The following is a 23382-nucleotide window of genomic DNA, read 5'->3' on the forward strand; positions in this document are numbered from 1 at the left end:
ATGGGCGTCGGTCCTTGGCGAGCGGTCTGTGGAAAGGGAACGATCCGGCCTGTGGTCATCGCTTGTGGCCCGTGTGCAGCTTTTTCTCCAGGCCCTGGCTGTAGCGCGACATGCCGAAGCAGAAGACCCAGAAGCAGAAGGCGGCGAAGACATAACCCTCCACGGCCACGCGGCCCCAGGCCGGATCGACGATCGCCGCCTGCACCGTGCCCAGGATGTCGAACAGACCGATGATGAGCACCAGGGTGGTGTCCTTGAACAGGGCGATGAAGGTGTTGACGATGCCCGGGATGACCATCTTCAGCGCCTGCGGCAGGATGATCAGCGCGGTGGAGCGCCAGTAGCCCAGCCCCAGTGCGGAGGCGGCCTCGTACTGCCCCTTGGGAATGCCCTGCAGGCCGCCCCGGATGACCTCGGCCATGTAGGCCGACTGGAACATGACGATGCCGATCAGCGCGCGCAGCAGCTTATCGAAGTTCACGCCCTCGGGCAGGAACAGGGGCAGCATCACGGAAGCCATGAACAGCACGGAGATCAGCGGCACGCCGCGCCACAGCTCGATGAAGATCACGCAGATGGTGCGGATCACCGGCATGGAGGAACGCCGCCCCAGCGCCAGCAGAATGCCGATGGGCAGGGCGGCGACAATGCCGACGTAGGACAGCACCAGGGTCAGCATCAGGCCGCCCCACTTGCCGGTCTCGATGAACGGCAGGCCGAACAGTCCCCCCAGCAGCAGCACGCCCGTGATCACCGGGTAGAGCGTCAGGCCGAAGATCCCCAGCCACGTGCGCCCTCGGGCCGGGAAGCCGGGAATGAACTGGGGCACCAGGACCGCCGCCAGCATCAGGAACATGACATCGACGCGCCAGCGCTCGGCGTCCGGATAAAAGCCGTAGATGAAGAAATCCAGCCGCTGGAGGATGAACACCCAGCAGGCGCCGTCGCTGGGGCAGTCATCCCGGGTCGAGCCGGTGAAGTCGGCCGACAGGATGGCCCAGTCGATCACCCCGGGAACGATCAGCCAGACCAGATAGAGGCCGATCAGCGTCAGGATCACGTTTAGCGGCGACGAGAACAGATTGTCCCGCGCCCAGCGCAGCGGCCCGACGGCGCTCGACGGCGGCGGGCGCGGGGCGATGGGACGGAAGGTCTCGGCGGCGGCGCCGGTGGTCGGGGTCTGCGCCATGGCCTAGCGCTCCTTCAGGGCCACGGCCCTGTTGTACAGGTTCATCAACAGCGAGATCGTCAGGCTGATGGCCACGTAAACGGCCATGGTCATGGCGACGATCTCCACCGCCTGCCCGGTCTGATTCAGGCTCGTGCCCATGAACACGCTCACCAGATCCGGATAGCCGATGGCGGTGGCCAGCGACGAGTTCTTGGTGAGGTTCAGATACTGGCTCGTCAGCGGCGGGATGATGATCCGCATCGCCTGCGGGATGACGATCAGCCGCAGCGACTGGCCGCGCTTCAGACCCAGCGCCTGCGAGGCCTCGGTCTGGCCGTGACTGACCGCCTGGATGCCGGAGCGCACGATCTCGCCGATGAAGCTGGCGGTGTACAGGGTCAGGGCCAGCCACAGGGCGATGAACTCGGGGATCAGGCGCATGCCGCCCTTGAAGTTGAAGCCCTTCAGTTCCGGGATGTCCCAGGTCAGGGGCGCGCCGATGATCCAGAACACCAGCAGGGGCAGCCCCACGACCATCGCCAGCGACACCGGCCACGCCGGAAAGCGCCGCCCGGTGGTGTCCTGACGGTTCTTGGCCCAGCGCAGCAGGGCCACCGCGCCGACGATGGCCGCGCCGAAGGTGGCGACCACGAACCAGAACGAGGACTCGACCTGGGGCGCCGGCACATACAGGCCGCGATTGTTCAGGAACGCGCCGAGCGGAAATTCCACGCTCTCCCGCGGTCCCGGAACGGTGCGCAGGACCGCGAAGTACCAAAAGAAGATTTGCAGCAGCAGCGGAATGTTGCGCGTGATCTCGATATAGACCAGCGCCATCTTGCCGATCAGCCAGTTGGGCGACAGCCGCGCGATGCCCAGAATGAACCCGATGATGGTGGCGAACAGGATGCCCAGACCGGAGACCAGCAGGGTGTTCAGCAGCCCGACGACGAAGGTCCGGCCGTAGGTGTTGGTCTCGTCGTAGGGGATCAGCGAGAACAGAATGCCGAACCCGGCCGTGTTGTCCAGAAAGCCGAACCCGGTGGTGATGCCCCGGCTTTCCATATTGGTCAGGGTATTGTTGAAGATGGTCCAGAAGAACCACAGCAACAACAGCAGCGCCACAACCTGAAAGGCCACGGCGCGCACGCGCGGGTTTCGCCACGGCGCGGGACCTTGGGGCGGGGCGGGAACGGCCGGCTCGGCCATGGACGGCATCTCCAGGATTGCGGAAGGGGAACAGAGGACCGCGAAACACCGCCGGGCGCGGGCCGCTCCCACCGAGCCGGCCCGTCCCGACGGTGGGACATCACCGGACCGGCGGCGCGTACTGGATGCCGCCCTCGGACCACAGCGCGTTCAGGCCGCGCGCGATCTCCAACGGGCTGTCCATGCCGACGTTGCGCTCGAACATTTCGCCGTAGTTGCCGACCTGGGCGATGATGTTGGCGGCCCAGTCGGCCGACAGGCCCAGCTTCTCGCCCATGTCGCCGTCGGTGCCGACCAGACGCTTGATGGACGGATTGTCGGACCCCGTCATCTCCTCGATGTTGTCGCTGGTCACGCCCAATTCCTCGGCGTTGAGCTGCGCGAACAGCACCCATTTGACGACGTTGAACCATGCATCGTCGCCCTGGCGCACCACGGGGCCCAGCGGCTCCTTGGAGATGACCTCGGGCAGCACGACGGCGCTGGACGGGTCTTCCAGCTTGCTGCGGATGGCGTAAAGCTGCGACTGGTCGGAGGTCAGCACATCACAGCGGCCGGATTCAAAGCCCTGCGCGGTCTCGCTGATGGCGGCGAACACGACCGGGTTGTAGTCCATGCCCTGAATGCGGAAGTAGTCCGCGAGGTTCAGTTCCGTGGTGGTCCCGGCGCCGACGCAGATCGAGGCGCCGTCCAGGTCCTTGGCGCTGGAGACGCCCAGGTCCTTGTTCACCATGAAGCCCTGGCCGTCATAGAACGTCGTGCCGACGAAATTGAGGCCCAGTGACGTATCGCGCGTGAACGTCCAGGTCGTGACGCGGGACAGGATATCGATCTCGCCGGACTGCAGCGCCGTGAAACGCTCCTTGGCGGTCAGGGGAACGAAGCGGACCTTGCTCGCATCTCCCAGCACGGCGGCGGCGACGGCGCGGCAGAAGTCCACGTCGATGCCCGACCACGTCCCCGACTGATCCGGCATGGAGAACCCGGCCAGCCCGGTGGTGACGCCGCACGACACCTCGCCGCGCTCCTTGACGGTGTCCAGGGTTTCGGCGGCTTGCGCCCCGGCGGCGCCCACGACAAGAGTGGCCAGCCCGGCCGCGACGGCGGAAACAAAACGCGTCATGAAAAACCTCAACACAACTCGGGGAAGGCGCAACGGGCCGCCCCCGTGGGGACGACCCGTTCACGAACAACATGACCTATCGGATCGGCGGCGCGTATTGGATGCCGCCGTTGGTCCACAGGGCATTCAGGCCACGGGAGATCGCCAGCGGGGTATCCATGCCGACGTTGCGCTCGAACATCTCGCCGTAGTTGCCCACCTGGGCGACGATGTTGGCGGCCCAGTCAGCCGACAGACCCAGCTTCTCGCCCATGTCACCGTCGGTGCCGACCAGACGCTGGATGGACGGGTTGTCGGAGTCCATCATCTCCTCAAGGTTCTCGCTGGTCACGCCCAGTTCCTCGGCGTTGACCTGGGCGAACAGCGACCACTTGACGATGTTGAACCACTGGTCGTCGCCCTGACGGACCACGGGGCCGAGCGGCTCCTTGGAAATGACCTCGGGCAGCACCACGGCGCTGTCCGGGTTGTCCAGCTTGGTGCGCAGCGCATAAAGCTGCGACTGGTCGGAGGTCAGCACGTCGCAGCGGCCGGAGGCGAAGCCCTGCACCGTCTGGTCGGAGGTGTCGAACACCACCGGGCTGTATTCCATGCCCTGGAAGCGGAAGTAGTCGGCGAGGTTCAACTCGGTGGTGGTGCCGGCCTGGATGCAGACGGAGGCGCCGTCCAGCTCGGTGGCGCTGGAGACCCCCAGGTCCTTCTTCACCAGGAAGCCCTGGCCGTCGTAGTAGTTCACACCGGCGAAGTTCAGGCCCAGCGAGGTATCGCGGGTCAGCGTCCAGGTGGTGTTGCGCGACAGCATGTCGATTTCACCGGACTGCAGAGCGGTGAAGCGCTCCTTGGCGGTCAGCGGCACGAACTTGACGGCGTCCGCGTCGCCCAGCACGGCGGCGGCCACGGCGCGGCAGACATCGACGTCGATGCCGGACCAGTTGCCGTCCTCGTCCGGATTGGAGAACCCGGGCAGGCCGGTGGACACGCCGCAGACCAGTTCGCCGCGCGCCTTGACGGCGTCCAGCGTCTCGTCGGCGAAGGCGGCGGTGGTCGTCAGCGCGACGGTGGCCACTCCGGCCACCAGGGCGGCAGCAATACCCTTCATGAGAGCCTCTCTGTTGTCAGATCTTCAGATCATGATGAAACGGACGGTCTGTTCTGCTCGCATGGCACGCGTCCGGACCCGGAGCGCCGGGGAGGGGTGGCTCCGGGATCGGGCGCGGGCCGGTCGCTGGCGGCCCGACGGATAAGCACGAAACGTGCCCGTCGGCATTCCACAGCAACAGACATGCCATGCGCCTATTAAGTAACTTAACCACCCGATGGGGTAACGCAATCCCATCATTGTCGGGAATTCGCGGCAAATGCCGTTTGCCGTTACATGAGGGCGCAGATTGCACGACGCGCAGGCAATCTGCCCGCACCGTAGGCACTTGCGGACCCGCTCCCGCCCCTCGAACGCAGCTTGAGGGCCAAGCCATCGCCGGGTCCCGACCTTGAAAACCGACCACGGTGCGCTTATACTATACGCGAGTCGGATGCTGCCCAGCGGGTCCGGTTCTTAGGGTGATCCCGACGGCCGCATGGTGCCGGGACCCTGTCATCGCTTCGCAGGAGGATGACCCATGCTGAGACTTGAGACCCGGGACGGTCACGTCCCCGATGTGACGCGCGGCACTGCCGGATCGGCGGATGCGGCGTTCAATCCCTCCTGGCATCGTTTGTGTGCGCCTGACGTCGCCGTGCGACGGAGCGAGGGCGCCTTGTAGCACCCGCGCGCACGGCCCGCGCCCGTGGGTGCGCGCCGTTTGACTCGCCCGCACGCCACGATACAGATCCCGACCCTGATCCCGCCGCCGTCTCCGCAAGGATGGAACCGGCCGGCGAGGACCACGGGTCCGCCGCCAGGAGACCCCGCGATGACCGCGTCAACCCCCACCCTCTCGTCCCTGCCCGCCGTCTCGGAAGAAGGCGGCCTGGACCGCTATCTGCGCACCGTGCGCCAGTTTCCGATCCTCGCGCCGGAGGAGGAATACATGCTGGCGCGCCGCTTCCACGATCATGATGACCTGGAGGCCGCCCACACCCTGGTGACCAGTCACCTGCGTCTGGTGGCCAAAATCGCCATGGGTTACCGCCACTACGGCCTGCCGGTCGCCGACCTGGTGTCGGAGGGCAGCCTGGGCCTGATGCAGGCGGTCAAGAAGTTCGACCCGGAGAAGGGCTTCCGCCTCGCCACCTACGCCATGTGGTGGATCAAGGCGTCGATCCACGAGTACATCCTCAACAGCTGGTCGCTGGTGAAGATCGGTACCCTGTCGGCGCACAAGAAGGTGTTCTACAACCTCCGCAAGATCAAGTCGCGCCTGGGCCTGCTCGACAATCGCGACCTGTCGCCCGACGAGGTGACCCTGATCGCCAGCGAACTCGGCGTCTCCGAGACCGACGTCACCAATATGAGCCGGCGCATGGCCGCCCGCGACGGCTCGCTGAACCGCGTCGTCGGCGAGGACGGCGACATCGAGATGATGGACCTGCTGAAGGACGAGAGCCCCAACCAGGAAGAGATCCTGATGGAGCAGTCGGAGTCGGGCTATCGCATGGCGCTTCTGGATGGCGCCATGGACGGCCTGAACGACCGCGAGCGCGACGTCTTCACCCGGCGCCGTCTGGCCTCCGAGCCCGAGACCCTGGAGGACCTGGGCAAGGAATACGGTGTGTCGCGCGAGCGCGTGCGCCAGATCGAGAACCGCGCCTTCGAGAAGGTGCGCAAGGCCGTGTTGCGCAACGCGTCGGACAATAACCGTCGTGCCATGGAAACCCGCGAGGCCGCCATGGCGGGGGCGTAAGGTCGATCAGCGGGCGTCACGCGACGCCCGCCGAGCCGTCCCTACTCCCCCTCCGCCACGATCCGGAAGACATCGTGGCAGCCCGTAGGTTGGGGTGAGCGGAGCGAACCCCAACGTCATTCGGTTCTGTGGGCCGGCTCCGTTGGGGTTCGGTGCCTCGCACCTCACCCCAACCTACAGCAAGGCGGCCGACGCACGCGAACCCATCAAGCGGTTTCCGATCACTCCCCCTCCGCCACGATCCGGAAGACATCGTGGCAGGCGCGGCAGGTGGCCGTGACCTCCTGAAGGCTGGACAGCAGGCCCGACACGGCGGCGGCGTCCGGATCGTCGCCCATGGCCCGCGCCGTGTCAGCGAAGCGCTGGCCGGCCTCGTGGAACCCCTGCCCCATCATCCGGAACGCCTCCGGCATGAAGCGGCCGAAGCCCATGCCGCGCCCCATGCCAGCGCCCTGGCCCCGACCCATGCCCCGCTCCATCATGCCGGGACCGCCCATCGCCTCCTGAACCTGCTGCTTGGCGCGGGCGATCTGCTCGGGCGTCATGCCCTGCTCCTCCATCGCCTCCCACATGCGGTGGCCGAAGTCCCACCGCACCTCGGCCAGAGCCGCAGCCGCGTCGTAGTTGCCCTCCGCCAATTCGAAGATCACATCATCCAGCGAGCGCATGTGCCCGCGCATTTCGGCCCGGAACGCCTCCGCGACCGGCGCCGGCAGGGTGACGACGGTGCGCGGGTCGGGCACGGTCTGCGCCGACGCGGCCGGGGCAAGCCCCAGCGTCACGAACGCGGCAAGGATGGTCGTGCGGTTAAGGATCATGGCGCACCTCCCGGTCTCAAGGTTCCAGCGGTTCAACACGACCTGTCTATCGCAGAACGCCCTGCCCAGAAACCCCGCCGATCATGGTCCGACGCCGTCTTTCGGACACTCTTCCTCTTCACCCTGTCGGGCAGTAGGGTATGCTGGCCTGCCAGACACTGCGGGTTAGGGCACCCAAGCCGATGCATGGGGAATGATCAATGAACATGATAACGCGCTGGCTCCTGTCGCTCGCCCTGTGCTGCGGAGGCCCGGTCGGGCTCGCCCAGGCCCAGGACATTGATTTCGGCGATGATTCCAGTGAATACGCCAATGACGGCGAGTGCGACGACCCGCGCTTCCAGGGGCCGGGCATGACCGGCACGATTCTGCTCGACAGCGATATCCGTGCCGATGCCACCGACTGCCGCACCGCGTTCGAACGCGGCATGCTGTGGCTGAGGGAAGACGCGCCAACCACGCCCCAATCCGCTGGCGACATCGATTTCGGCGACGATTCCAGCGGGTTCGCCCGTGACGGCGAGTGCGACGACCCGCGCTTCGAGGGGCCGGCCATGGCGGCGGGCACCCTGCTCGACAGCGACACCCGCGCCGACGCCACCGACTGCCGCAGCGCGTTCGAGCGCGGCGCGGTCTGGTTGAAGGGGAACGCGCCGAACGAACCGATCATCGTCGATGGCATCGACTTCGGCACCGACTCGGGATCGTACACATGGGACGATGAATGCGACGATCCCCGGTTCGAGGGGGCGGGCATGACGGCCTCCGTCCTGTCCGACGACAACATCAAGGCCGATGCCACGGACTGCGCCGGCGCCTATCAGGCTGGAAACCTGAGGATGCGCGGAGATGGGCCGGCGGGGCCGGTCGTGGTGGACGGCATCGACTTCGGGTTCGACAACAGCCCCTATTCACGCGACGGCGAATGTGACGATCCGCGCTTCGAGGGCATGGGCATGACGGGCTCGACCTTGTACGACGCCAACATCAAGGCCGACGCCACGGATTGCCTTCAGGCGTACAGGGCCGGGTCCCTCACGCTGACACCCTACGAGCCGGGCAGCCCCGTCGTCGTCGACGGCATCGACTTCGGGCTCGACACCAGCCCCTTCGCCCGCGACGGAGAGTGCGACGATCCGCGCTTCGAGGGCATGGGCATGACGGCGGCAAAACTGTTCGACAGCAGCACCCGGGCCGACGCCAGTGACTGCGTCGGCGCCTACCGGGCCGGCAATCTGGCCATGCGGGGCGAGGGAACGGCCGGCCCGGTCGTGGTCGACGGCATCGACTTCGGCGTCGACTCCAGCCCCTATTCCCGCGACGGCGAATGCGACGATCCGCGCTTCGAGGGGTCGGGCATGACGGACTCCACCCTTTACGACAGCAACATCAAGGCCGACGCCACGGATTGCCGCGAAGCCTACCAGTCCGGTGCCCTCACACCCCGAGACTACGAGCCGGGCCGCCCGCTTGTGGTCGATGGCATCGACTTCGGTCAGGATTCCGGCGTGTATGCCCGTGACGGCGAGTGCGACGATCCACGCTTTGAGGGACCGGGCATGACGTCGGCGAAGCTGTACGAAGGCAACATCCAGGCCGATGCCAGTGACTGCGCCAGCGCCTACCGGAACGGGGCGGTGCAGCTCAGGGCGACGGGCGGCGGCCAGACCGAGCCCTCGGGCAAGCGCCGCGACTCAAAAGGCTGAGGCGCCGGCCCCCGGCCCGTTCGTGCCGCCGGTCGTTCCGGGCCGTTCGATGGCCCGCAGGATCTCGGGCAGCCCGACGGAGCCCACGATCCCCTCCCCCGCCCGTTCCACCGGACGGCGGGCGGAGGGATCGTCGTGGAACCCGGTCAGAGCCTCCTCCAGCGTGGTCTGGGCCGACAGCGCCGGCCCCCGCGCCCCGTCCGTCGCCGCCGACATCACCGCCTTGACCCGCAGCACACGAGCGCGGTTGATGTCCTTGACGAAGTCGGCGATGTAGGCGTCGGCTGGATGCATGACGATCTCGGGCGTGGTGCCCTCCTGGATCACCCGCCCGTCGCGCAGGATGGCGATGCGATCACCCAGGCGCAACGCCTCGTCCAGGTCGTGTGTAATGAACACGATGGTCTTTTTCAGATCGGCCTGAAGGCGCAGCAGCATGTCCTGCATGTCGGTGCGGATCAGCGGATCCAGTGCCGAGAACGCCTCGTCCATCAGCATGATGTCGGAATCGGTGGCCAGCGCGCGGGCCAGCCCGACCCGCTGTTGCATGCCGCCGGACAGGGCGGCCGGATAGCGGTCCTCGAACCCGGTCAGGCCGACGCGCTCGATCCAGGCCCGGGCCTTCTCCTCCGCCCCAGCGCGGCTCAGGCCCCGCACCCGCAGCCCGTAGGCGACGTTGCCCAGCACCGTCCGGTGGGGATGCAGGGCGAAGCGCTGAAACACCATGCTGGCGCGGTGGCGGCGGAAGTTTCGCAGATCCCGCCCGTTCAGCCGCGTCACTTCGATGTCCTCGACCCGGATCGAGCCGGCGGTCGGGTCGATCAGGCGGTTGAGGTGGCGGATCAGGGTGGACTTGCCCGAGCCGGACAAGCCCATGACCACATGCACGTCGCCCGCGCGAACGTCCATGTTGATGGCGTCGAGGCCGAGAACGTGGCCGTGCGCCTCCAGCAGGTCGGTCTTGCCCACGCCGTCGCGCACCAGCGGCAGCACGGCGGCCGGGTTGGGGCCGAAGATCTTGTACAGGTCCCGGATGACGATCTTGGCGCTGGCGCGGTCAGCGGGACTCATCGCGGTACCTCTGCATCCGGCGGCCGTAGGACTGGGTGACGCGGTCGAACAGGATGGCCAGCAGCACCACGGCCAACCCGTTGAGCAGGCCCATGGCGAAATACTGGTTGGTGACCGCGCGCAGCACCGGCTGGCCCAGGCCCTTGACCCCGATCATCGAGGCCACCACGACCATGGCCAGCGCCATCATGATGGTCTGGTTGATGCCGGCCATGATGTTGGGCATGGCCAGCGGCACCTGCACGCCCCACAGCCGTTGCCACGGGCTGGCGCCGAAGGCGTCGGTGGCCTCCAGCACCTCCTTGTCCACCAGCCGAATCCCCAGATCGGTCAGGCGGATCACCGGTGGAATGGCGTAGATCACCACCGCCAGCAACCCCGGCACCTTGCCCAGGCCCAGCAGCATGACCACCGGGATCAGGTAGACGAAGCTGGGCATGGTCTGCATGATGTCGAGCACCGGCACCACGCCGGCCTTCATGCGGTCGGAGCGGGACATGAGGATCCCGGTGGGAATGCCCACGACCACGGCGATCAGGGTGCAGACCGAGATCATGGCCATGGTGCGCATGGTGTCTTCCCACATGCCCATGACGCCGATGGCCAGGAACGAGGCGACCACGAGGGCTGGCAGTTTCCAGCCCCGGCTGGCGCCCCAGGCCAGCGCGGCGACGGCCAGAATCACCAGCCACCAGGGCGCGCCGAGCATGAGGTGCTCGAACCACACCATGAACCGCAGCAGGGGATCGAACGCGTCCTCGATGGTCGCGCCGTAGGTGCGGGTGAAGGACAGATAGGCGTCGTCGACCGCGCGGTTGAAGGCGCGCAGCGTCGACTCATCCAGCGCCGGAAAGTCGATCAGCCAGTTGGGCTCGGCCATGGGTGGGGAGGCTCCCGCGCGAAGCTTCAGTGCCGGACGGGCCGGCAACGGAACTCGTAGGGCGGGTGACCGACGGTCACCCGCCGCCACGCGGTCTCACGGCGGCTGTCCGTGGGCCAGCCGCCCTACGGATCAACCCGGACCTACAACGCCGCCTTGACCTTCTCGGCGACGTCGGCGGGTACCCATTCGGTCCACACCTCAGGATAGGTCTTAAGGAAGTGCAGGGCCGCGCCCTCGGCGGTGGCCTGGCTCTCCTCCTGCCACGCCAGCACCTTGTTGATGACGGCGTTGGGCACCGACAAGCTGGAGACAAACGCGTACGCCGCCGGGGCACGCTCCACGAACGGCGTCGCGGCCAGCGTCAGGATGTCGGAGTGCGGGTAGGTGTTCGGTTGCGGGTCCTGGCAGTCCCGGCTGGTCACGCAGTCCCAGGTTTCCGGGTCGTGGTCCATGCCGCCGACCATGACCATGTCGTATCGGCCCAGAACGGCCGTCGGCCCGTAGTAGTACGTGAAGATCGGCTCGCGCCGCTCGTAGGCCTTGGCGATGGCCCCGGCCAGCCCCGGCCCGGAGCCGGGATCGAACACCGTGAAGCCGGCCTCGTCCAGGCCATAGGCGCGAATCAGGTTTTCGTTGACGATCTGGCACTGCCAGCCGGCCGGGCAGGAATAGAAGCGACCCTTGCCCGGCTCCTCGGGGTCCGGGAACAGGTCCGGGTTGGCGCGGATGCCGTCGATGGTCGCGAGTTCGGGATGCTCCTCGACCATGTAGGACGGCACGAACCAACCTTCCTGACCGCCGTCCTCCAGGGTGTGGGTGGCGATGACCACCGTGCCTTCGTCCACCGCCTTGCCGATCACCTCCTGGTGGGCGTTGGGCCAGATCTCGGGGGCGAGATCCGGTTCGCCCTTCTCGGTCATCGAGGTGATGGTCGGCACCGTGTCGCCGGGAACCAGTTCGGCATCGCAACCGAAGCCCTCGGCAAGGATCGTTTTCTGGATGTGGGCCAGCGTGGCGGCCGAGTTCCAGCTCATCTCCGCGATGGTGACCCGGCCGCACGCGTCGGCGGCCCGGGCGGTGGAGGGCATGGCCGCAACGGCGACCGACGACGCCAGCAGCGCGGCGGCGCCCGCGAACAGCGTGTTCATGTTGAGATCGTCCCTGTTCCGGTGGAGCCTGGGGTGCGTCGGAGGCGGACGGGGGGATCGGAGAGGCGGCCCCAGGGTGCGGGCCGGATCCAAGGTTGTGCGGTGGTGCCCGCCGGTTGCTCCGTCGGGCTTGCCGGTCCCCCACAAGCTTGAGGAAAGCCTAACCGTCCCGACCCGCCGCTGCCAACCCCGGATGTCGTCGTGGTGCGACCCAAACCCCGTCTCGGGTCCGCCGGAGGCTATTTCTTCTCTTCCTGTGCCGCCACGAACTGGTCGTAGGCCTCCAGCGTCATGGCGCCGTAGACCGAAGACGGGCCGCCGCCCATGTACACGGACATACCGATGGTCTCCAGGATCTCCTCGCGGGTAGCGCCGTGGCGCACCGCCGTGCGGACGTGGAAGGCCACGCAGCCGTCGCAGCGCATGGCGATGGCGATGCCGATGGCGATCAGTTCCTTGGTTTTGGGATCGATGGCGCCGTCGGTGGTGGCGGCGGCAGCCAGCTTGGAGAAGGCGCCCCAGGTTTCGGGAATCCCCTTGCGGCAGTCCTGCATGGCGCCGGACAGGTCTTTGGTATATTGCGGCCAATCCTTGTACATCGTGCGGTCTCCTGTGTCGGAACAAACGGCGGATACACGGCGCTCCACCGCACCACCGGTATATTTGAAGGCGCTAATGTAACGCCCTGACCCAGACGGGTCCAGTCCGTGGATTATCGGGGAGCCGGACAGGGGTCATTGCGATCGCCCAACGCCACCCGCCCGGCGCGCGCCTGGATGGTGCGGGCGCGTCCGTCCACATGGGAGCCCGGTCGGGCCGCCGACCAGCGGCGCGGCGCCGGCAGGATCGCGGCGAGCAACGCCGCCTGGCGGCCCGACAGGTCGCCGGCGGCTTGGTCGAAGTAGTACCGCGCGGCGGATTCGGCACCGTACACGCCCGGCCCCCATTCGACGATGTTCAGGTAGACTTCCAGGATGCGCCGTTTGCCCCAGAGCCATTCCAACGGCGGTGTCAGCGTGATTTCGAGTCCCTTGCGGACGGGATCGCGGCCCGGCCACAGGAACACGGAGCGGGCCGTCTGCATGCTGAGCGTGCTGGCGCCGCGCAGGCGTCCGCCGCCCCACCATTCGTCCCAGGCATTGCGAACCTCCCGCCAGTCGAACCCGGCGTGGGCGCAAAATCGGGCGTCCTCGCTGGCGACCACCGCGCGCACCAGGGCCGGCGACACGTCTTCCAGGGCGACCCACTCCTGCCGCAGCCCCTCGCCCTGCACGACGCGCACCAGCATCAGCGGGGTCACCGGCACCGGCAGCCACCCGAACGCCGCCAATCCGAGCCCAACGGGGGCCAGCGCCAGCACCAGTGCCGCGACCAGCAGAGCGCGGGCGCGGCGCCGCCAACCCGGGGACGGAACGGGGCGCTTACGTCCGGCGCGTCCGGCGCCTCCGGCCCGCCCTTTCGCCGGCCGGCCCGCCACCATGGTCAGCCCACCGCCATGGTCAGAACGTCTCCAGATGACCCAGGCGCAGCGACTGGAAGATGCCCCTGCTCACCGTGCGCAGGTCGTCCTCGTTGCGCAGATTGCCGCCGGTCTGGGCATCCCGTTGATAGCGATAGGTGTTGTTGAACTTGGTTGGCAGGGTGTTCCAGATCGGACGGCGTTCGGGGTCGCCGAGATAGCGGGCGAGTTCCTCGTCCGGGAAAGCCTGTCTGGCCATCGTCATCAGGTCCTTGGCCAGCGTGCGATCCTGGATCTGGCCGAGAATAATGGAGATGTCGGGCGCGGCGTAACGGCTGACCGTTCCCAGGACCGGCAGAAGGTAGTCGGGCACCGAGCGGGCGTTCTCCAACTCCTGGGCGTCCTCCATCACGCTCCAAATCTCGTTTCCGAAAATCGGGGTCAGGCGGCGCACCACGTCCGGCCCGACATTGATGCCGAGGTGCTGGATCATCCCCAGCGCGGCCGGGTGCTCCAGAATGAGGGATTCAACGACATCGTCCTCCAGTTCGGAGATGCGCTTTTCGGCGGCCTCGTTCACCTCCCGCGTCTCCACCGAGAGCTGCCAGTTCGGCGACTTGTCCAGCTTGATCTTATGGCGCACCTCGATGAAGACACGGCAGACGGTGCGGATCAGGCCGACGTCGTCGGTGCTCAGGTTGACCAGGATCTCCAACAACTCGGGCGACTTCACGCGGTCGAGCAAGTGGCCGAACGCCCGCGCCTGAGGCGTGCCCAGGCGCGCGTACGTTTGCAGGAACGCGAACTGCCACGACGCGCGAAGGGACGGTTTCAGAACGGCATACAGCCCGTACCCGGGATACTCCGGGCGGAACTGATCCGGGTCGATCTCAGCCTCGCCCTCCAGCATGCCCTTGAGCGGCGCCATCAGCTTGGACTGAAGCCCCCCGCGGGGTTCCTTCTTGCGGCGCTCGCGTTGCTGGGCGCGCTCGGCGCGGGCCCGGCGTTCGATCCAGGCCCGTTCGCGCTGTTCGAACACCAAGCGGGCCGCACCGTGCAGATGGGCGCGAATGATCTGGTCATAGGTGCGCTCGCACGGGGCGATCAGCTGCCCGCGCTCGGTCACCAGTCCCTTGCCGTCGGCCCGCTGGAAAAAGCCCTTGAAGTCCGGCGTATCCCGCAACTGCCATCCCAGTTCCAGCAGGATCGGCACCTGGGTCGGCCGCTCTCGCAACACATCATCCACGCGGGTCAGGTCGCCGATGCCCGCCAGGACATCGGTGCGCTTGGCCTTCCGCAACATGGCGACAAGGCGTTCGAACCCGGCCTGCACCCGAGGCCGCAGGCTCGGACTGCCCCGCCGCTCGGCTGTGCCACCGCCCCCTTCCGCCGGGGGGGCGGAAAAGCGCAGACCATGTTTCCACTGAAGCCCTTCGGGCACGTGCGTCATGTGTCGTCTGGTCCCTGTTCGCGCCGCACCCGGCCGCGACATGCCCATCCCGGCCGGCGCCGGCCAGCACCGAAGAACGCGCTTTGGTCAGGCTAGGCGTGTTAACAGTGTCGCCAACCCGCTACCCGAGATCAAGCAGTCGCGGCGCCCGATCGATCACTTCATTGAGGATGCGCTCGGCCTGAGTCTGCTTGTCCATGGTGGACTGCGGAACCTTGCCGGCGAACCGGTCCTGAGACAGGATCGCATGCGCATCGTGCAGTGTCTTGATCTCGCGGACGAAAACCTCTCGTGACCCGAGCGGCAACTGTGCCTGATCAGCAATGGTGCGCAGGAACGCAAGCGAGCATTCCAGCAAGGTGCCCCAAAGGGTAATGGTGTGAGACTCGAGGATCCCGCGCGGCTCGGCCTGCATGTGGTCCGGCAGGGCATCAATGCGTCGATCAATGACGATCAGAAACGCCAGACACTCCGACGTCAGGTTGCGGGTGCGAGCGTAGTCCGTGAACCGGGACGGATGGTCCTCGTCCGCCTCCAACACATGACCGGAGTCCCGAAGGGTGGCGATGCGCCGTTCCAGGGAGGCCAGAAACGTGATCAGATCGCGAGCCTGTCTCCGAACGTCCTCTCCCGCGCCCTCCTTCCGGTGGGCGCGGTGCTGTTCGGCGGGACGCGGGCCTGGGGTGTCCCGAGGCGCGTCATGGTTCTGCACAGATTCCATCCCTCGTCCTGTGCGCTCCTCGACCTGGCCCATTCTCCCGCGCGGACTGTAGCCGTTTGCGGCTGCGAACGAAAGTCACGTTTGCGGCCCGACGGGACGGCGCCCCCCCTTTGATCGGCGCCGCGCCAGTGGTGATCCCGGCATGGCCGAGCCTTGAGAATCGCGCTTCCCACCCCGATATGAAACGCGTAAGACTGGCGGGGAAGCATTGTCTGTACGGGCTGGGCGGCGTGCTCGGCGCCCGTTTGGGTGGCTAGGTTTTTCGGTGCGCAATCTTTTCAATCAGAACACGGGCGGTCAGGACGACGGGAAGCGACAATGGTCTTGCCAATCGGAGACGATTCGGACGACGCGTTGCCGGAAGACGGCGAGGACACCGCGAACGGTTCGGTGGATCGCGTGACAGCGCACGAGGCGGATGGTCCGGCTGACGACGCTGGGCGCATACCGGCGGACGGCGCGACCTCCGAAGAAGACGCCGAACCCGATGACACGACCGATCCCCAGTCCGACCCCGATGATGCGGACGCGGACCCGGACCCGGACGGTGATGTCGATGGCGACATTGAACCCCGGGGCACCGCGAAGGAGAAGGACGGCCTGACGGTCGTGGGTGTCGGAGCCTCGGCCGGCGGGCTGGAGGCCCTGCGCCCGTTCGTCGCCAATCTGTCGGCGCAGTCCAACATGGCCTATGTGATCGTCCAGCACATGGCGCCGCAGTACCGCTCCATGCTGGTGCAGCTGCTCAGCCGCGAGACCAGTCTTCCCATCAAGGAGATCGAGCACGGCTCCCTCCTGGAGCCGAACACCGTTCACATCTGCCCGCCGAACAAGGATGTCCGGCTGTCCGGCGATCGTCTGGTCCTGAAGGAGCCGTCGGCCCCGCACGGCCCGAAACCCTCCGTCGACGTGTTCTTCTCGACCCTGGCGGACAGCCGGGGACCCAACGCCATCGGCGTCATCCTGTCGGGCACCGGCAGCGACGGCTCCCAGGGCGTGCGCGCGATCAAGGCGCACGGCGGCCTGACGGTCGCGCAACTGCCGTCCACCGCCAAGTACGACGGCATGCCGACGGCGGCCATCGAAACCGGGTGCATCGACCTACGGCTGGCACCCCATGAGATCGGCGCCGAACTGGCCTCGATCATGCGGTTCCCGCGTGCGGTGATGCTGACGGCGGGCGACGCCGACCATAGCGACGACACCATGGGCAGCATCTTCCAGTTGGTGCGCGAACGGACCGACATCGATTTCTCTAAGTACAAGCCCAGCACCATCCGCCGCCGGCTGGAGCGCCGCCTCGCCGCCAACCGCATCGAGACCCTGGACGCCTATCTGGAGTTCGTCAAACGCAACCGCGACGAACTCAACCTGCTGACCAAGGACATCCTGATCTCGGTGACGTCGTTCTTCCGCGACGAAAAGGCGTTCGCCGAGGTGGACGAGGTTCTAGGCGAGATCATCGCCGCCAAGCAGGCGGGCGAAAGCCTGCGTCTGTGGATTCCGGGCTGCGCCACCGGCGAGGAGGCCTATTCGTTCGCCATGCTGCTGGCCGACCGCATGGCCGGCAATCCGCGCGGGCTGAAGGTGCAGATCTTCGCCACCGACGTCGATCTGGACGCCATGGCGCACGCGCGGCGCGGCATCTATTCCGAAACCACCGTGGAAAGCCTGGACCGCCGTTTCGTGAAGCGGCATTTCGAGCCCATCGGGCAGGCCTTTCAGGTGCGCAAGGAAATCCGCGACATGGTGGTGTTCGCGCGTCAGGATCTGGCCAAGGATCCGCCGTTCGTGCGCGTCGATCTCATCAGCTGCCGCAATCTGTTGATCTACTTCGACGCCGGGCTGCAGGATCAGGTTCTGCGCACCTTCCATTATGCCCTCAACCCCGGCGCTCACCTGTTCCTGGGCAAATCGGAATCCCTGGGCCAGAACACCGAACTGTTCCGGCCCATCAAGTCGCCGTCCACGAAGATCTTCAAGAAGCGGGCGGCCCAGTCCATGGCGCACGCCCTGCCGCCCTTCGGGTCGCTGCGGGCGCGCATGCCCGACGGCGGGGGGCGTCCGGCGCCCCAGCGCAGCCAGGAAACGGTCGAGTCTCTCGCCCTGCGGACATTTGTCAACGCCGCCATGCCGCCCAGCGTGGTGGTCAACGAGGGCCTCGACATTCTGTTCCTGCATGGAGACCTGTCGCCGTTCGTGGTCATGCCCCAGGGCAAGCCGGACATGAATCTGGCCCGCATGGTCATCAACGATCTGCGCACCGAAACCCGCGCCCTGGTTCACAAATGCCGCAACGAGGGGGTGCAGGTCGGCGGGACGCGCCGCACGTTGCGGCATGAGGGGCGCGTGCCCATGACCGTCCGGGTACTGGTGCGCCCGATGGGCGCGTCGGAGGACCACGACGCGCTGTTCCTGGTGTCGTTCGAATCCGTCGAGGTGGCGGCCGATCTGTTGGCGGCCGCCGAGGACGGCGCCGAGGCCGGGGCCGCTGCGGCGGGCCGCGAGGCCGACCTTCGCGCCGTCGAACTGGAACAGGAACTGGTCGCCACCCGCGAGCACCTGCAAACGGTGGTGGAGGAACTCGAAACCTCCAACGAGGAACTCCAGGCGCTGAACGAGGAGCTTCAGGCCGCCAACGAGGAGTTGCAGTCCTCCAACGAGGAGTTGGAAACCTCCAACGAGGAACTCCAGTCCACCAACGAGGAACTGACGACGGTCAACGAAGAGCTGCAAATCCGCACCACCGAACTGGCCGACGCCAACTCAGACCTCATCAACATTCAGGACAACATCGGTTTCGCCATGGTGGTGGTGGACCGGTTTTTCCGCATCACCCGTTTCACGCCGCCGGCCGTGCGCCTGTTCGGGCTGCTGCCGTCGGACGTCGGACAGGCCATCACGACGATTCCGACCCACCTTGGCCTTCACAATCTGCGCGAACAGTTGGACACCGTGATCAGCAAGGATCAGGGCGTCGAGGAACTCTTGGAGACCGAGGACCGCGTCTACCGCATGCGGATCATGCCGCACCACAGCAACCAGGGGGACACCGACGGCGCCATTCTGGCCTTCATCGACGAGACGGAAAGCCGCGAACAGCAGCACAAGATCTATCAAAGCGAACAGTGGCTGCGGCTGATTACGGACTCGGTGCCGGTCTCCATCGCCTATGTGAACGAGGACCAGAAGGTCACCTTCTGCAACCGTTACTTCGCCGAGACCTTTGGGTTGAACCCCGACAAGGCCGTCGGATCCCAGGCGGAAACCCTGCTGGGCCGGGCCAACCACCGGCGCCTGCGCGACGCGTTGCGCTCCGCGCTGGAGAACCGCCCGCAGTCCGGCGAGGCCCAGCTTCAACTGGCCCGGGGCGAGCACCGCTTCATGGCCCACCACATGGTCCCGCATTGCGACGAGGTGGGCCGGGTGCTGGGCGTCTTCATGCTGTTGACCGACATCGACGAGATCAAGCGGGCCGAGGCCTCGCTGCGCAACGCCAAGGAACTGGCGGAGGAGGCCAACCGGGCCAAGTCTGATTTCCTGGCCAACATGAGCCACGAACTGCGCACGCCGCTGAACGCCATTCTCGGGTTCTCGGAGATCCTGTCGAACGAACTGCTGGGCGAAATCCTGAATAGGGAATACAAGGAATACAGCCGCATCATCCATGAAAGCGGCCAGCATCTGCTCAGCCTCATCAACGACATCCTGGATCTGTCGAAGATCGAGTCCGGGCGCATCGAACTCCACGAGGAGCCGGTGGATCTCTACCAGACGATGGACACGGTCCTGCGCCTGGTGGGCGAACGCGCGCGCAACGCCGACATCAAGGTGATCCTCGACCTGCCGCCGGACCTGCCGCGCCTTCTCGCCGACGCCACCGGGGTCAAGCGCGTCCTCATCAACCTGCTGACCAACAGCATCAAATTCACCGACCCCGGCGGAACGGTGACCGTCACGGCGGCGCTGACCAAACGGTGGCTGACCCTGGGCGTGATGGACACCGGCGTGGGCATTTCCCAGGCCGACCTGCAACGTGTGTTCGCCCCGTTCGAGCAGGTGGACGGCTCACTGGCGCGGCGCTCAGACGGCGTCGGGCTGGGGCTGCCCATCACGCGCTCGCTCATGCGCCTGCACAGCGGCGACATCAGCCTGTCGAGCAAGGAGGGCGAGGGCACGACCGTGATCGTCCGCTTCCCGCGCGAGCGCGTGCTGCCCGCCGAAAACGGTGAGGGGGTCGACGCGGAAGTGACCGCCGACGCAGCGAAGAACGACGAAGTCCCCGCGGAAACCGCCGTGTCCGGCGACGCCTAGGGCGCATTCCGAGCGATCCGGACCAGATCGCGACGACGCTCTGGCCACCCCACATGGCGCCGATCCGACACGAAGCGCCCGAGCATCAGGACGACGGCGGCGGTCGGGTCACGGTCTCGCGCAGGGCCGCGACATCGTCCCGCAGGGCGCGCAGCTCGTCCAGAACGGCGCGGTCGGCCGTGTCCTCCGCATCGTGGTCGAGGGCGCGGGCCGCTGCGGCCTCTTCGTCCTCGCGTTTGTGAACCATCTGCATCGAATCGACGATGATGCCGATGAACAGATTCAGGATCGCGAAACTGGTGGCCACGATAAACGGCACAAAGAACAGCCAGGAATAGGGATAGGCGTCCATCACCGGACGCACGATGCCCATCGACCAGCTTTCCAGGGTCATGACCTGGAACAGCGTGTACATGGACGCGCCGATGGTGCCGAACCACTCGGGAAAGGTCTCGCCGAACAGCTTGGTGGACAGCACGGCGCCGACATAGAACACCAGCAGGATGATGGCGCCCACCGAGATCAGTCCGGGAATGGCCGCCAGCAGCGCCCCCACCACGCGACGCATGGCGGGCACCACCGACAGCAGGCGCAGCACGCGCAGAATGCGCAGCGCGCGCAGCACGGCCAGCGGCCCGGAGGCCGGAATCAACGCAATGGCGACGATGGTGAAGTCGAAGATGTTCCAGCCGTCACGGAAGAACGAGGCCCGTCGGTACAGCAGCTTACCGCCGATCTCGACGACGAACACCGCCAGCACAAGTGAGTCGAACGCCAGCAGCACCGGGCCGGCCAGCGCCATGACCGTGGCGCTCGTTTCCAGGCCCAGGGAAATGCCGTTCAGCACGATCAGGGTGATGATGAGGCTCTGAAAGCGCGGGCCTTCCACCAATCGGCCCAGACGCTCGATCCATCCCGACGCGGCACTCGGCGGGGAGGCGTTCGTTGTGGTCATCGTTCGTGGAACCCGCCTGTCATACGACGTCCGTTTGATCCGTTTTTGTTCGGTAGGCATTGGCCGTCTCCTCCCCCCGTCGGGGGAAGGTCGGGAGGCGGGCGCGTTGGTTTTCGCGTTGGCAGTGCTTGTATCTCCAACCCCGCGTGTTTCCGATATCAGCCCCACCCCAGCCCTCCCCTATCCAGGGGAGGGAGTCCGGTCAGCGCCCTCCGCCAGAACCGAACACCATGTCAGCGGATGCGAATCGATCATCCGCATTTCGTATCAGACATTCACCGCGCGGCGATAGAGTTCCAACAACTCATCCTGTTCCGCCAAATCGTCGCGATCCAGCTTCCGCAGACGCACGATTTGGCGCATGATCTTGGTATCGAACCCGGCCGACTTGGCCTCGGCGTAGACGTCCTTGATGTCATTCTGGAGGTTGCTTTTTTCCTCCTCCAGATTTTCGATCCGTTCTATGAACGAGCGGAGCTGGTCGGCGGCGATGCCGCCGACATCGGTCGGCGTATCCGGGGAGGAGGTCTCGCTCATGGGGGTCTCCGCTGCGCAAGGGACTTCAACGGTCGGGAACACGGATCGTTGATATAGGGCAAAGCACGCCCTAGGCAAACGGTTTCCGGGAACCGGATCGGCGTCACCGGACCCTCCCGACGACGGCGCCAAGCCCCAGGGATGGGTTCGACGATGGTCTCGACGATGGGTTCGACCTGGGCACACGGGCGTCAGCCCTCTGGGCGACGAACGGGGGAGAGCGCCATGACCGACCTGATCCGAGTTGAACGGCGCGTTTCGGTCGGCGGAAGTGGACAAACCATCCATCTCCGGGGGCGGCTCTCAGCGGAGGGTCCCGGCGGCCTGTCGCCGGTGTTGTGTGTCCACGGCTCCACGTTTCCCGGCCACGCCGTATTTGACCTTCCCCTTGAGGGTGTCTCGTGGCTGGACGCGCTGGCCCGGCGCGGCGGGTCGGCGTGGTGCCTGGACCTACCCGGGTACGGCCTGTCAGACCGTCCGGCGGCCATGGACAAACCGGCGACCGTCAATCCCCCGCTGACCCGCACCGACGAGGCGCTTGAGGCCCTCCGCGCCGCCCGGGACGCCGTTCTGGCCGAGACCGGGCACGTGGCCGTCACGCTGCTCGGCTGGTCCTGGGGCACAACGCTGTGCGCCAGTCTGGCGGCGCGGGAGCCGGCCCGGGTCGACCGGCTGATCCTGTTCGGGCCGCAATGGCTGCACGACACGCTGATGTTGCTGGCCCCTGGATCGACGACCCTGGGCGCCTACCGCTTGGTGACCATGGAGGCGGCGCGGACCCGGCGGCTGCGCGGCGTTCCGGAGGCCGAGCGCGCCGCGCTGGTTCCGGACGCTTGGCTCGACGTGTGGGAGGAAGCCCTGCTGGACAGCGATCCGCAGGCGCGGGGACGCACACCCACCGCCATTCGGGCGCCCAACGGCACCATCCAGGACGCGCTGGACCATTGGTGTGTCGGCGAGATTCCCTATGATCCCCAGGCCATCCGCGCCCCGACGTTGTTGGTGGTGGGCGAATGGGACCGCGAGACCACGCCGGATCAGGCGCGCGGCCTGTTCGAGGCCCTGGAGCGGACTCCGGTGCGCCGCCTGACGGTACTGGGCCGCGCGGGGCATTGGGCCATGCTGGACCGCCGCCGGTTCGAACTGTTCAACGTGGTTCAGGCGTTTCGGGAGGAACCGCTCGCGGACGGAGCCTAAGGCACGTCGACGCTGGCGTAGTTGGCCAGATCGTGCTTCGGGCGAGTGTGACCCAGGGTCTCCCCGCCGGCGCGATAACACGCCAGTTCGGCGATGTTGGTGGCCTGATCGCCGATCCGTTCCAGGTTCTTGGCCACGAACAGCAATTGGCTGCACACGCCGATCACGCGCGGATCCTCCATCATGTAAGTCAGCAGTTCCCGGAACAGGCTGGAATGGACGTTGTCCACCTCGATGTCCGCCTGCCAGACGGCGCGGGCGGACTCTGTGTCCCGGTCCAGATAGGCGCGCATGGCCCGGGCCAGCAAATCCCCCACCATGCGGCCCATGCGCTGGACCGACGCGCCGCTGAGGCCCGGTGGCGCGGCGGCCTCGGCCAGACCGCGCCGCGCCGCGCCCGCCACGTAGTCCCCGGCGCGCTCCAGCATGGTGGCGCAGCGCAGGCCGGCGACGATGCCGCGCAGGTCGTCGGCCACGGGCTGGCGCAGGGCCAGCAGGCGCACCGCCGTTTCATTGACCGCCTGTTCCAGGGCATCAACATCGGCATCGGCCGCCGAGATGACCTGGGCTCGGTCCCGGTCCCGGCCGTCCAGGGCGGCCAGCGCCTGTGTCAGGTTGTCGCCGACGCGCCGCCCCATGTCGGCCAGCAGGGCGTCAAGGGCCGCCAGTTCATCGTCGAAGGCCCGAACGGTGTGAAGGTCTTGAGACGCGGGCGTGGTGTTCATTCAGGGGCTGTCCGGCGCTTGGGGCGGGGCGTCGGGCCGTGGGCGCCCGAAC

Annotated in this window: 19 protein-coding genes; 4 read left to right on the forward strand and 15 right to left on the reverse strand. The window is 66.8% G+C overall.

Going from position 1 to position 23382, the window contains the following annotated elements; genetic code table 11:
- Window positions 1-55 precede the first annotated feature (55 nt).
- From BLS85_RS05280 to BLS85_RS05295, 4 genes are all read right to left on the reverse strand, one after another.
- The gene (locus tag BLS85_RS05280; RefSeq protein ID WP_092783317.1) at window positions 56-1189 is read right to left on the reverse strand and encodes an amino acid ABC transporter permease; all 1134 of its coding nucleotides are present in this window, start codon (window positions 1187-1189) and stop codon (window positions 56-58) included.
- A gap of 3 nt (window positions 1190-1192) precedes the next feature.
- Entirely contained in the window at window positions 1193-2380 is a 1188-nt protein-coding gene (locus BLS85_RS05285; RefSeq protein WP_092783320.1) for an amino acid ABC transporter permease, read from the reverse strand.
- 100 nt (window positions 2381-2480) lie between these two features.
- Window positions 2481-3503, reverse strand: a complete 1023-nt coding sequence (locus BLS85_RS05290; RefSeq protein ID WP_092783324.1) for an amino acid ABC transporter substrate-binding protein — start codon at window positions 3501-3503, stop codon at window positions 2481-2483.
- A 76-nt stretch (window positions 3504-3579) separates the two neighbouring features.
- Window positions 3580-4602, reverse strand: coding sequence for an amino acid ABC transporter substrate-binding protein (locus BLS85_RS05295; RefSeq protein WP_092783327.1), 1023 nt, complete (start codon window positions 4600-4602; stop codon window positions 3580-3582).
- An 814-nt stretch (window positions 4603-5416) separates the two neighbouring features.
- On the opposite strand from BLS85_RS05295, the gene rpoH reads away from it, so the two are divergent.
- On the forward strand, window positions 5417-6346 hold the full coding sequence (rpoH, locus tag BLS85_RS05300; RefSeq protein ID WP_092783330.1) for an RNA polymerase sigma factor RpoH: 930 nt from the start codon (window positions 5417-5419) through the stop codon (window positions 6344-6346).
- Between the two features lie 221 nt (window positions 6347-6567).
- Here the strand turns inward: rpoH and BLS85_RS05305 are convergent, their stop codons facing one another.
- Window positions 6568-7164, reverse strand: a complete 597-nt coding sequence (locus tag BLS85_RS05305) for a cytochrome c (RefSeq protein ID WP_092783333.1) — start codon at window positions 7162-7164, stop codon at window positions 6568-6570.
- Between the two features lie 206 nt (window positions 7165-7370).
- Between BLS85_RS05305 and BLS85_RS05310 the strand changes: the two genes are divergently transcribed.
- Window positions 7371-8870: a hypothetical protein gene (locus tag BLS85_RS05310; RefSeq protein WP_143027096.1), complete on the forward strand. Its 1500-nt coding sequence runs from the start codon at window positions 7371-7373 to the stop codon at window positions 8868-8870.
- On the opposite strand, the gene BLS85_RS05315 is transcribed toward BLS85_RS05310, so the two are convergent.
- The 7 genes from BLS85_RS05315 to BLS85_RS05345 all read right to left on the reverse strand — a co-directional run bounded on the left by BLS85_RS05315 (window position 8859) and on the right by BLS85_RS05345 (window position 15602).
- The gene (locus BLS85_RS05315; RefSeq protein ID WP_092783338.1) at window positions 8859-9941 is read right to left on the reverse strand and encodes a quaternary amine ABC transporter ATP-binding protein; all 1083 of its coding nucleotides are present in this window, start codon (window positions 9939-9941) and stop codon (window positions 8859-8861) included. The genes BLS85_RS05310 and BLS85_RS05315 overlap by 12 nt on opposite strands.
- Entirely contained in the window at window positions 9928-10821 is an 894-nt protein-coding gene (locus BLS85_RS05320) for an ABC transporter permease (RefSeq protein WP_092783340.1), read from the reverse strand. The genes BLS85_RS05315 and BLS85_RS05320 overlap by 14 nt, the downstream gene beginning before the upstream one ends.
- A 143-nt stretch (window positions 10822-10964) precedes the next feature.
- A complete protein-coding gene (locus BLS85_RS05325) occupies window positions 10965-11972 on the reverse strand; it encodes an ABC transporter substrate-binding protein (protein WP_176793397.1) in 1008 nt (335 codons plus the stop codon).
- 239 nt (window positions 11973-12211) lie between these two features.
- On the reverse strand, window positions 12212-12571 hold the full coding sequence (locus tag BLS85_RS05330; RefSeq protein ID WP_092783342.1) for a carboxymuconolactone decarboxylase family protein: 360 nt from the start codon (window positions 12569-12571) through the stop codon (window positions 12212-12214).
- Window positions 12572-12684: 113 nt separating this feature from the next.
- Window positions 12685-13452, reverse strand: a complete 768-nt coding sequence (gene mtgA / locus BLS85_RS05335) for a monofunctional biosynthetic peptidoglycan transglycosylase (protein WP_092783345.1) — start codon at window positions 13450-13452, stop codon at window positions 12685-12687.
- Between the two features lie 19 nt (window positions 13453-13471).
- Entirely contained in the window at window positions 13472-14881 is a 1410-nt protein-coding gene (locus BLS85_RS05340) for a hypothetical protein (protein ID WP_092783348.1), read from the reverse strand.
- A gap of 121 nt (window positions 14882-15002) precedes the next feature.
- Entirely contained in the window at window positions 15003-15602 is a 600-nt protein-coding gene (locus tag BLS85_RS05345; protein WP_245699091.1) for a hypothetical protein, read from the reverse strand.
- Between the two features lie 318 nt (window positions 15603-15920).
- Here BLS85_RS05345 and BLS85_RS05350 point away from each other — a divergent pair, with 318 nt between their 5' ends.
- Window positions 15921-19916, forward strand: a complete 3996-nt coding sequence (locus BLS85_RS05350) for a chemotaxis protein CheB (protein ID WP_092783351.1) — start codon at window positions 15921-15923, stop codon at window positions 19914-19916.
- Between the two features lie 85 nt (window positions 19917-20001).
- Here the strand turns inward: BLS85_RS05350 and BLS85_RS05355 are convergent, their stop codons facing one another.
- On the reverse strand, window positions 20002-20871 hold the full coding sequence (locus tag BLS85_RS05355) for an ion transporter (RefSeq protein ID WP_092783354.1): 870 nt from the start codon (window positions 20869-20871) through the stop codon (window positions 20002-20004).
- 267 nt (window positions 20872-21138) lie between these two features.
- Window positions 21139-21408, reverse strand: coding sequence for a DUF2312 domain-containing protein (locus BLS85_RS05360; protein ID WP_092783357.1), 270 nt, complete (start codon window positions 21406-21408; stop codon window positions 21139-21141).
- Between the two features lie 225 nt (window positions 21409-21633).
- Here BLS85_RS05360 and BLS85_RS05365 point away from each other — a divergent pair, with 225 nt between their 5' ends.
- Window positions 21634-22605 (forward strand): alpha/beta hydrolase, encoded by a 972-nt coding sequence (locus tag BLS85_RS05365; protein WP_176793399.1) that lies wholly within the window; start codon window positions 21634-21636, stop codon window positions 22603-22605.
- Here the strand turns inward: BLS85_RS05365 and phoU are convergent.
- Window positions 22602-23330 (reverse strand): phosphate signaling complex protein PhoU, encoded by a 729-nt coding sequence (gene phoU / locus BLS85_RS05370; protein ID WP_092783362.1) that lies wholly within the window; start codon window positions 23328-23330, stop codon window positions 22602-22604. The two genes, BLS85_RS05365 and phoU, sit on opposite strands and share 4 nt — an antisense overlap.
- Window positions 23331-23382: the final 52 nt, after the last annotated feature.

It is taken from the genome of Rhodospira trueperi, from assembly GCF_900101965.1.
Classification (GTDB): domain Bacteria; phylum Pseudomonadota; class Alphaproteobacteria; order Rhodospirillales; family Rhodospirillaceae; genus Rhodospira; species Rhodospira trueperi.

What these genes read in the sequence shown, in the direction of transcription:
- BLS85_RS05280 (WP_092783317.1), bottom strand. Translation starts at nt 1,189, where the DNA reads ATGGCGCAGACCCCGACCACCGGCGCCGCCGCCGAGACCTTCCGTCCC.
- BLS85_RS05285 (WP_092783320.1), bottom strand. Translation starts at nt 2,380, where the DNA reads ATGGCCGAGCCGGCCGTTCCCGCCCCGCCCCAAGGTCCCGCGCCGTGG.
- BLS85_RS05290 (WP_092783324.1), bottom strand. Translation starts at nt 3,503, where the DNA reads ATGACGCGTTTTGTTTCCGCCGTCGCGGCCGGGCTGGCCACTCTTGTC.
- BLS85_RS05295 (WP_092783327.1), bottom strand. Translation starts at nt 4,602, where the DNA reads ATGAAGGGTATTGCTGCCGCCCTGGTGGCCGGAGTGGCCACCGTCGCG.
- rpoH (WP_092783330.1), top strand. Translation starts at nt 5,417, where the DNA reads ATGACCGCGTCAACCCCCACCCTCTCGTCCCTGCCCGCCGTCTCGGAA.
- BLS85_RS05305 (WP_092783333.1), bottom strand. Translation starts at nt 7,164, where the DNA reads ATGATCCTTAACCGCACGACCATCCTTGCCGCGTTCGTGACGCTGGGG.
- BLS85_RS05310 (WP_143027096.1), top strand. Translation starts at nt 7,371, where the DNA reads ATGATAACGCGCTGGCTCCTGTCGCTCGCCCTGTGCTGCGGAGGCCCG.
- BLS85_RS05315 (WP_092783338.1), bottom strand. Translation starts at nt 9,941, where the DNA reads ATGAGTCCCGCTGACCGCGCCAGCGCCAAGATCGTCATCCGGGACCTG.
- BLS85_RS05320 (WP_092783340.1), bottom strand. Translation starts at nt 10,821, where the DNA reads ATGGCCGAGCCCAACTGGCTGATCGACTTTCCGGCGCTGGATGAGTCG.
- BLS85_RS05325 (WP_176793397.1), bottom strand. Translation starts at nt 11,972, where the DNA reads ATGAACACGCTGTTCGCGGGCGCCGCCGCGCTGCTGGCGTCGTCGGTC.
- BLS85_RS05330 (WP_092783342.1), bottom strand. Translation starts at nt 12,571, where the DNA reads ATGTACAAGGATTGGCCGCAATATACCAAAGACCTGTCCGGCGCCATG.
- mtgA (WP_092783345.1), bottom strand. Translation starts at nt 13,452, where the DNA reads ATGGTGGCGGGCCGGCCGGCGAAAGGGCGGGCCGGAGGCGCCGGACGC.
- BLS85_RS05340 (WP_092783348.1), bottom strand. Translation starts at nt 14,881, where the DNA reads ATGACGCACGTGCCCGAAGGGCTTCAGTGGAAACATGGTCTGCGCTTT.
- BLS85_RS05345 (WP_245699091.1), bottom strand. Translation starts at nt 15,602, where the DNA reads ATGGAATCTGTGCAGAACCATGACGCGCCTCGGGACACCCCAGGCCCG.
- BLS85_RS05350 (WP_092783351.1), top strand. Translation starts at nt 15,921, where the DNA reads ATGGTCTTGCCAATCGGAGACGATTCGGACGACGCGTTGCCGGAAGAC.
- BLS85_RS05355 (WP_092783354.1), bottom strand. Translation starts at nt 20,871, where the DNA reads ATGACCACAACGAACGCCTCCCCGCCGAGTGCCGCGTCGGGATGGATC.
- BLS85_RS05360 (WP_092783357.1), bottom strand. Translation starts at nt 21,408, where the DNA reads ATGAGCGAGACCTCCTCCCCGGATACGCCGACCGATGTCGGCGGCATC.
- BLS85_RS05365 (WP_176793399.1), top strand. Translation starts at nt 21,634, where the DNA reads ATGACCGACCTGATCCGAGTTGAACGGCGCGTTTCGGTCGGCGGAAGT.
- phoU (WP_092783362.1), bottom strand. Translation starts at nt 23,330, where the DNA reads ATGAACACCACGCCCGCGTCTCAAGACCTTCACACCGTTCGGGCCTTC.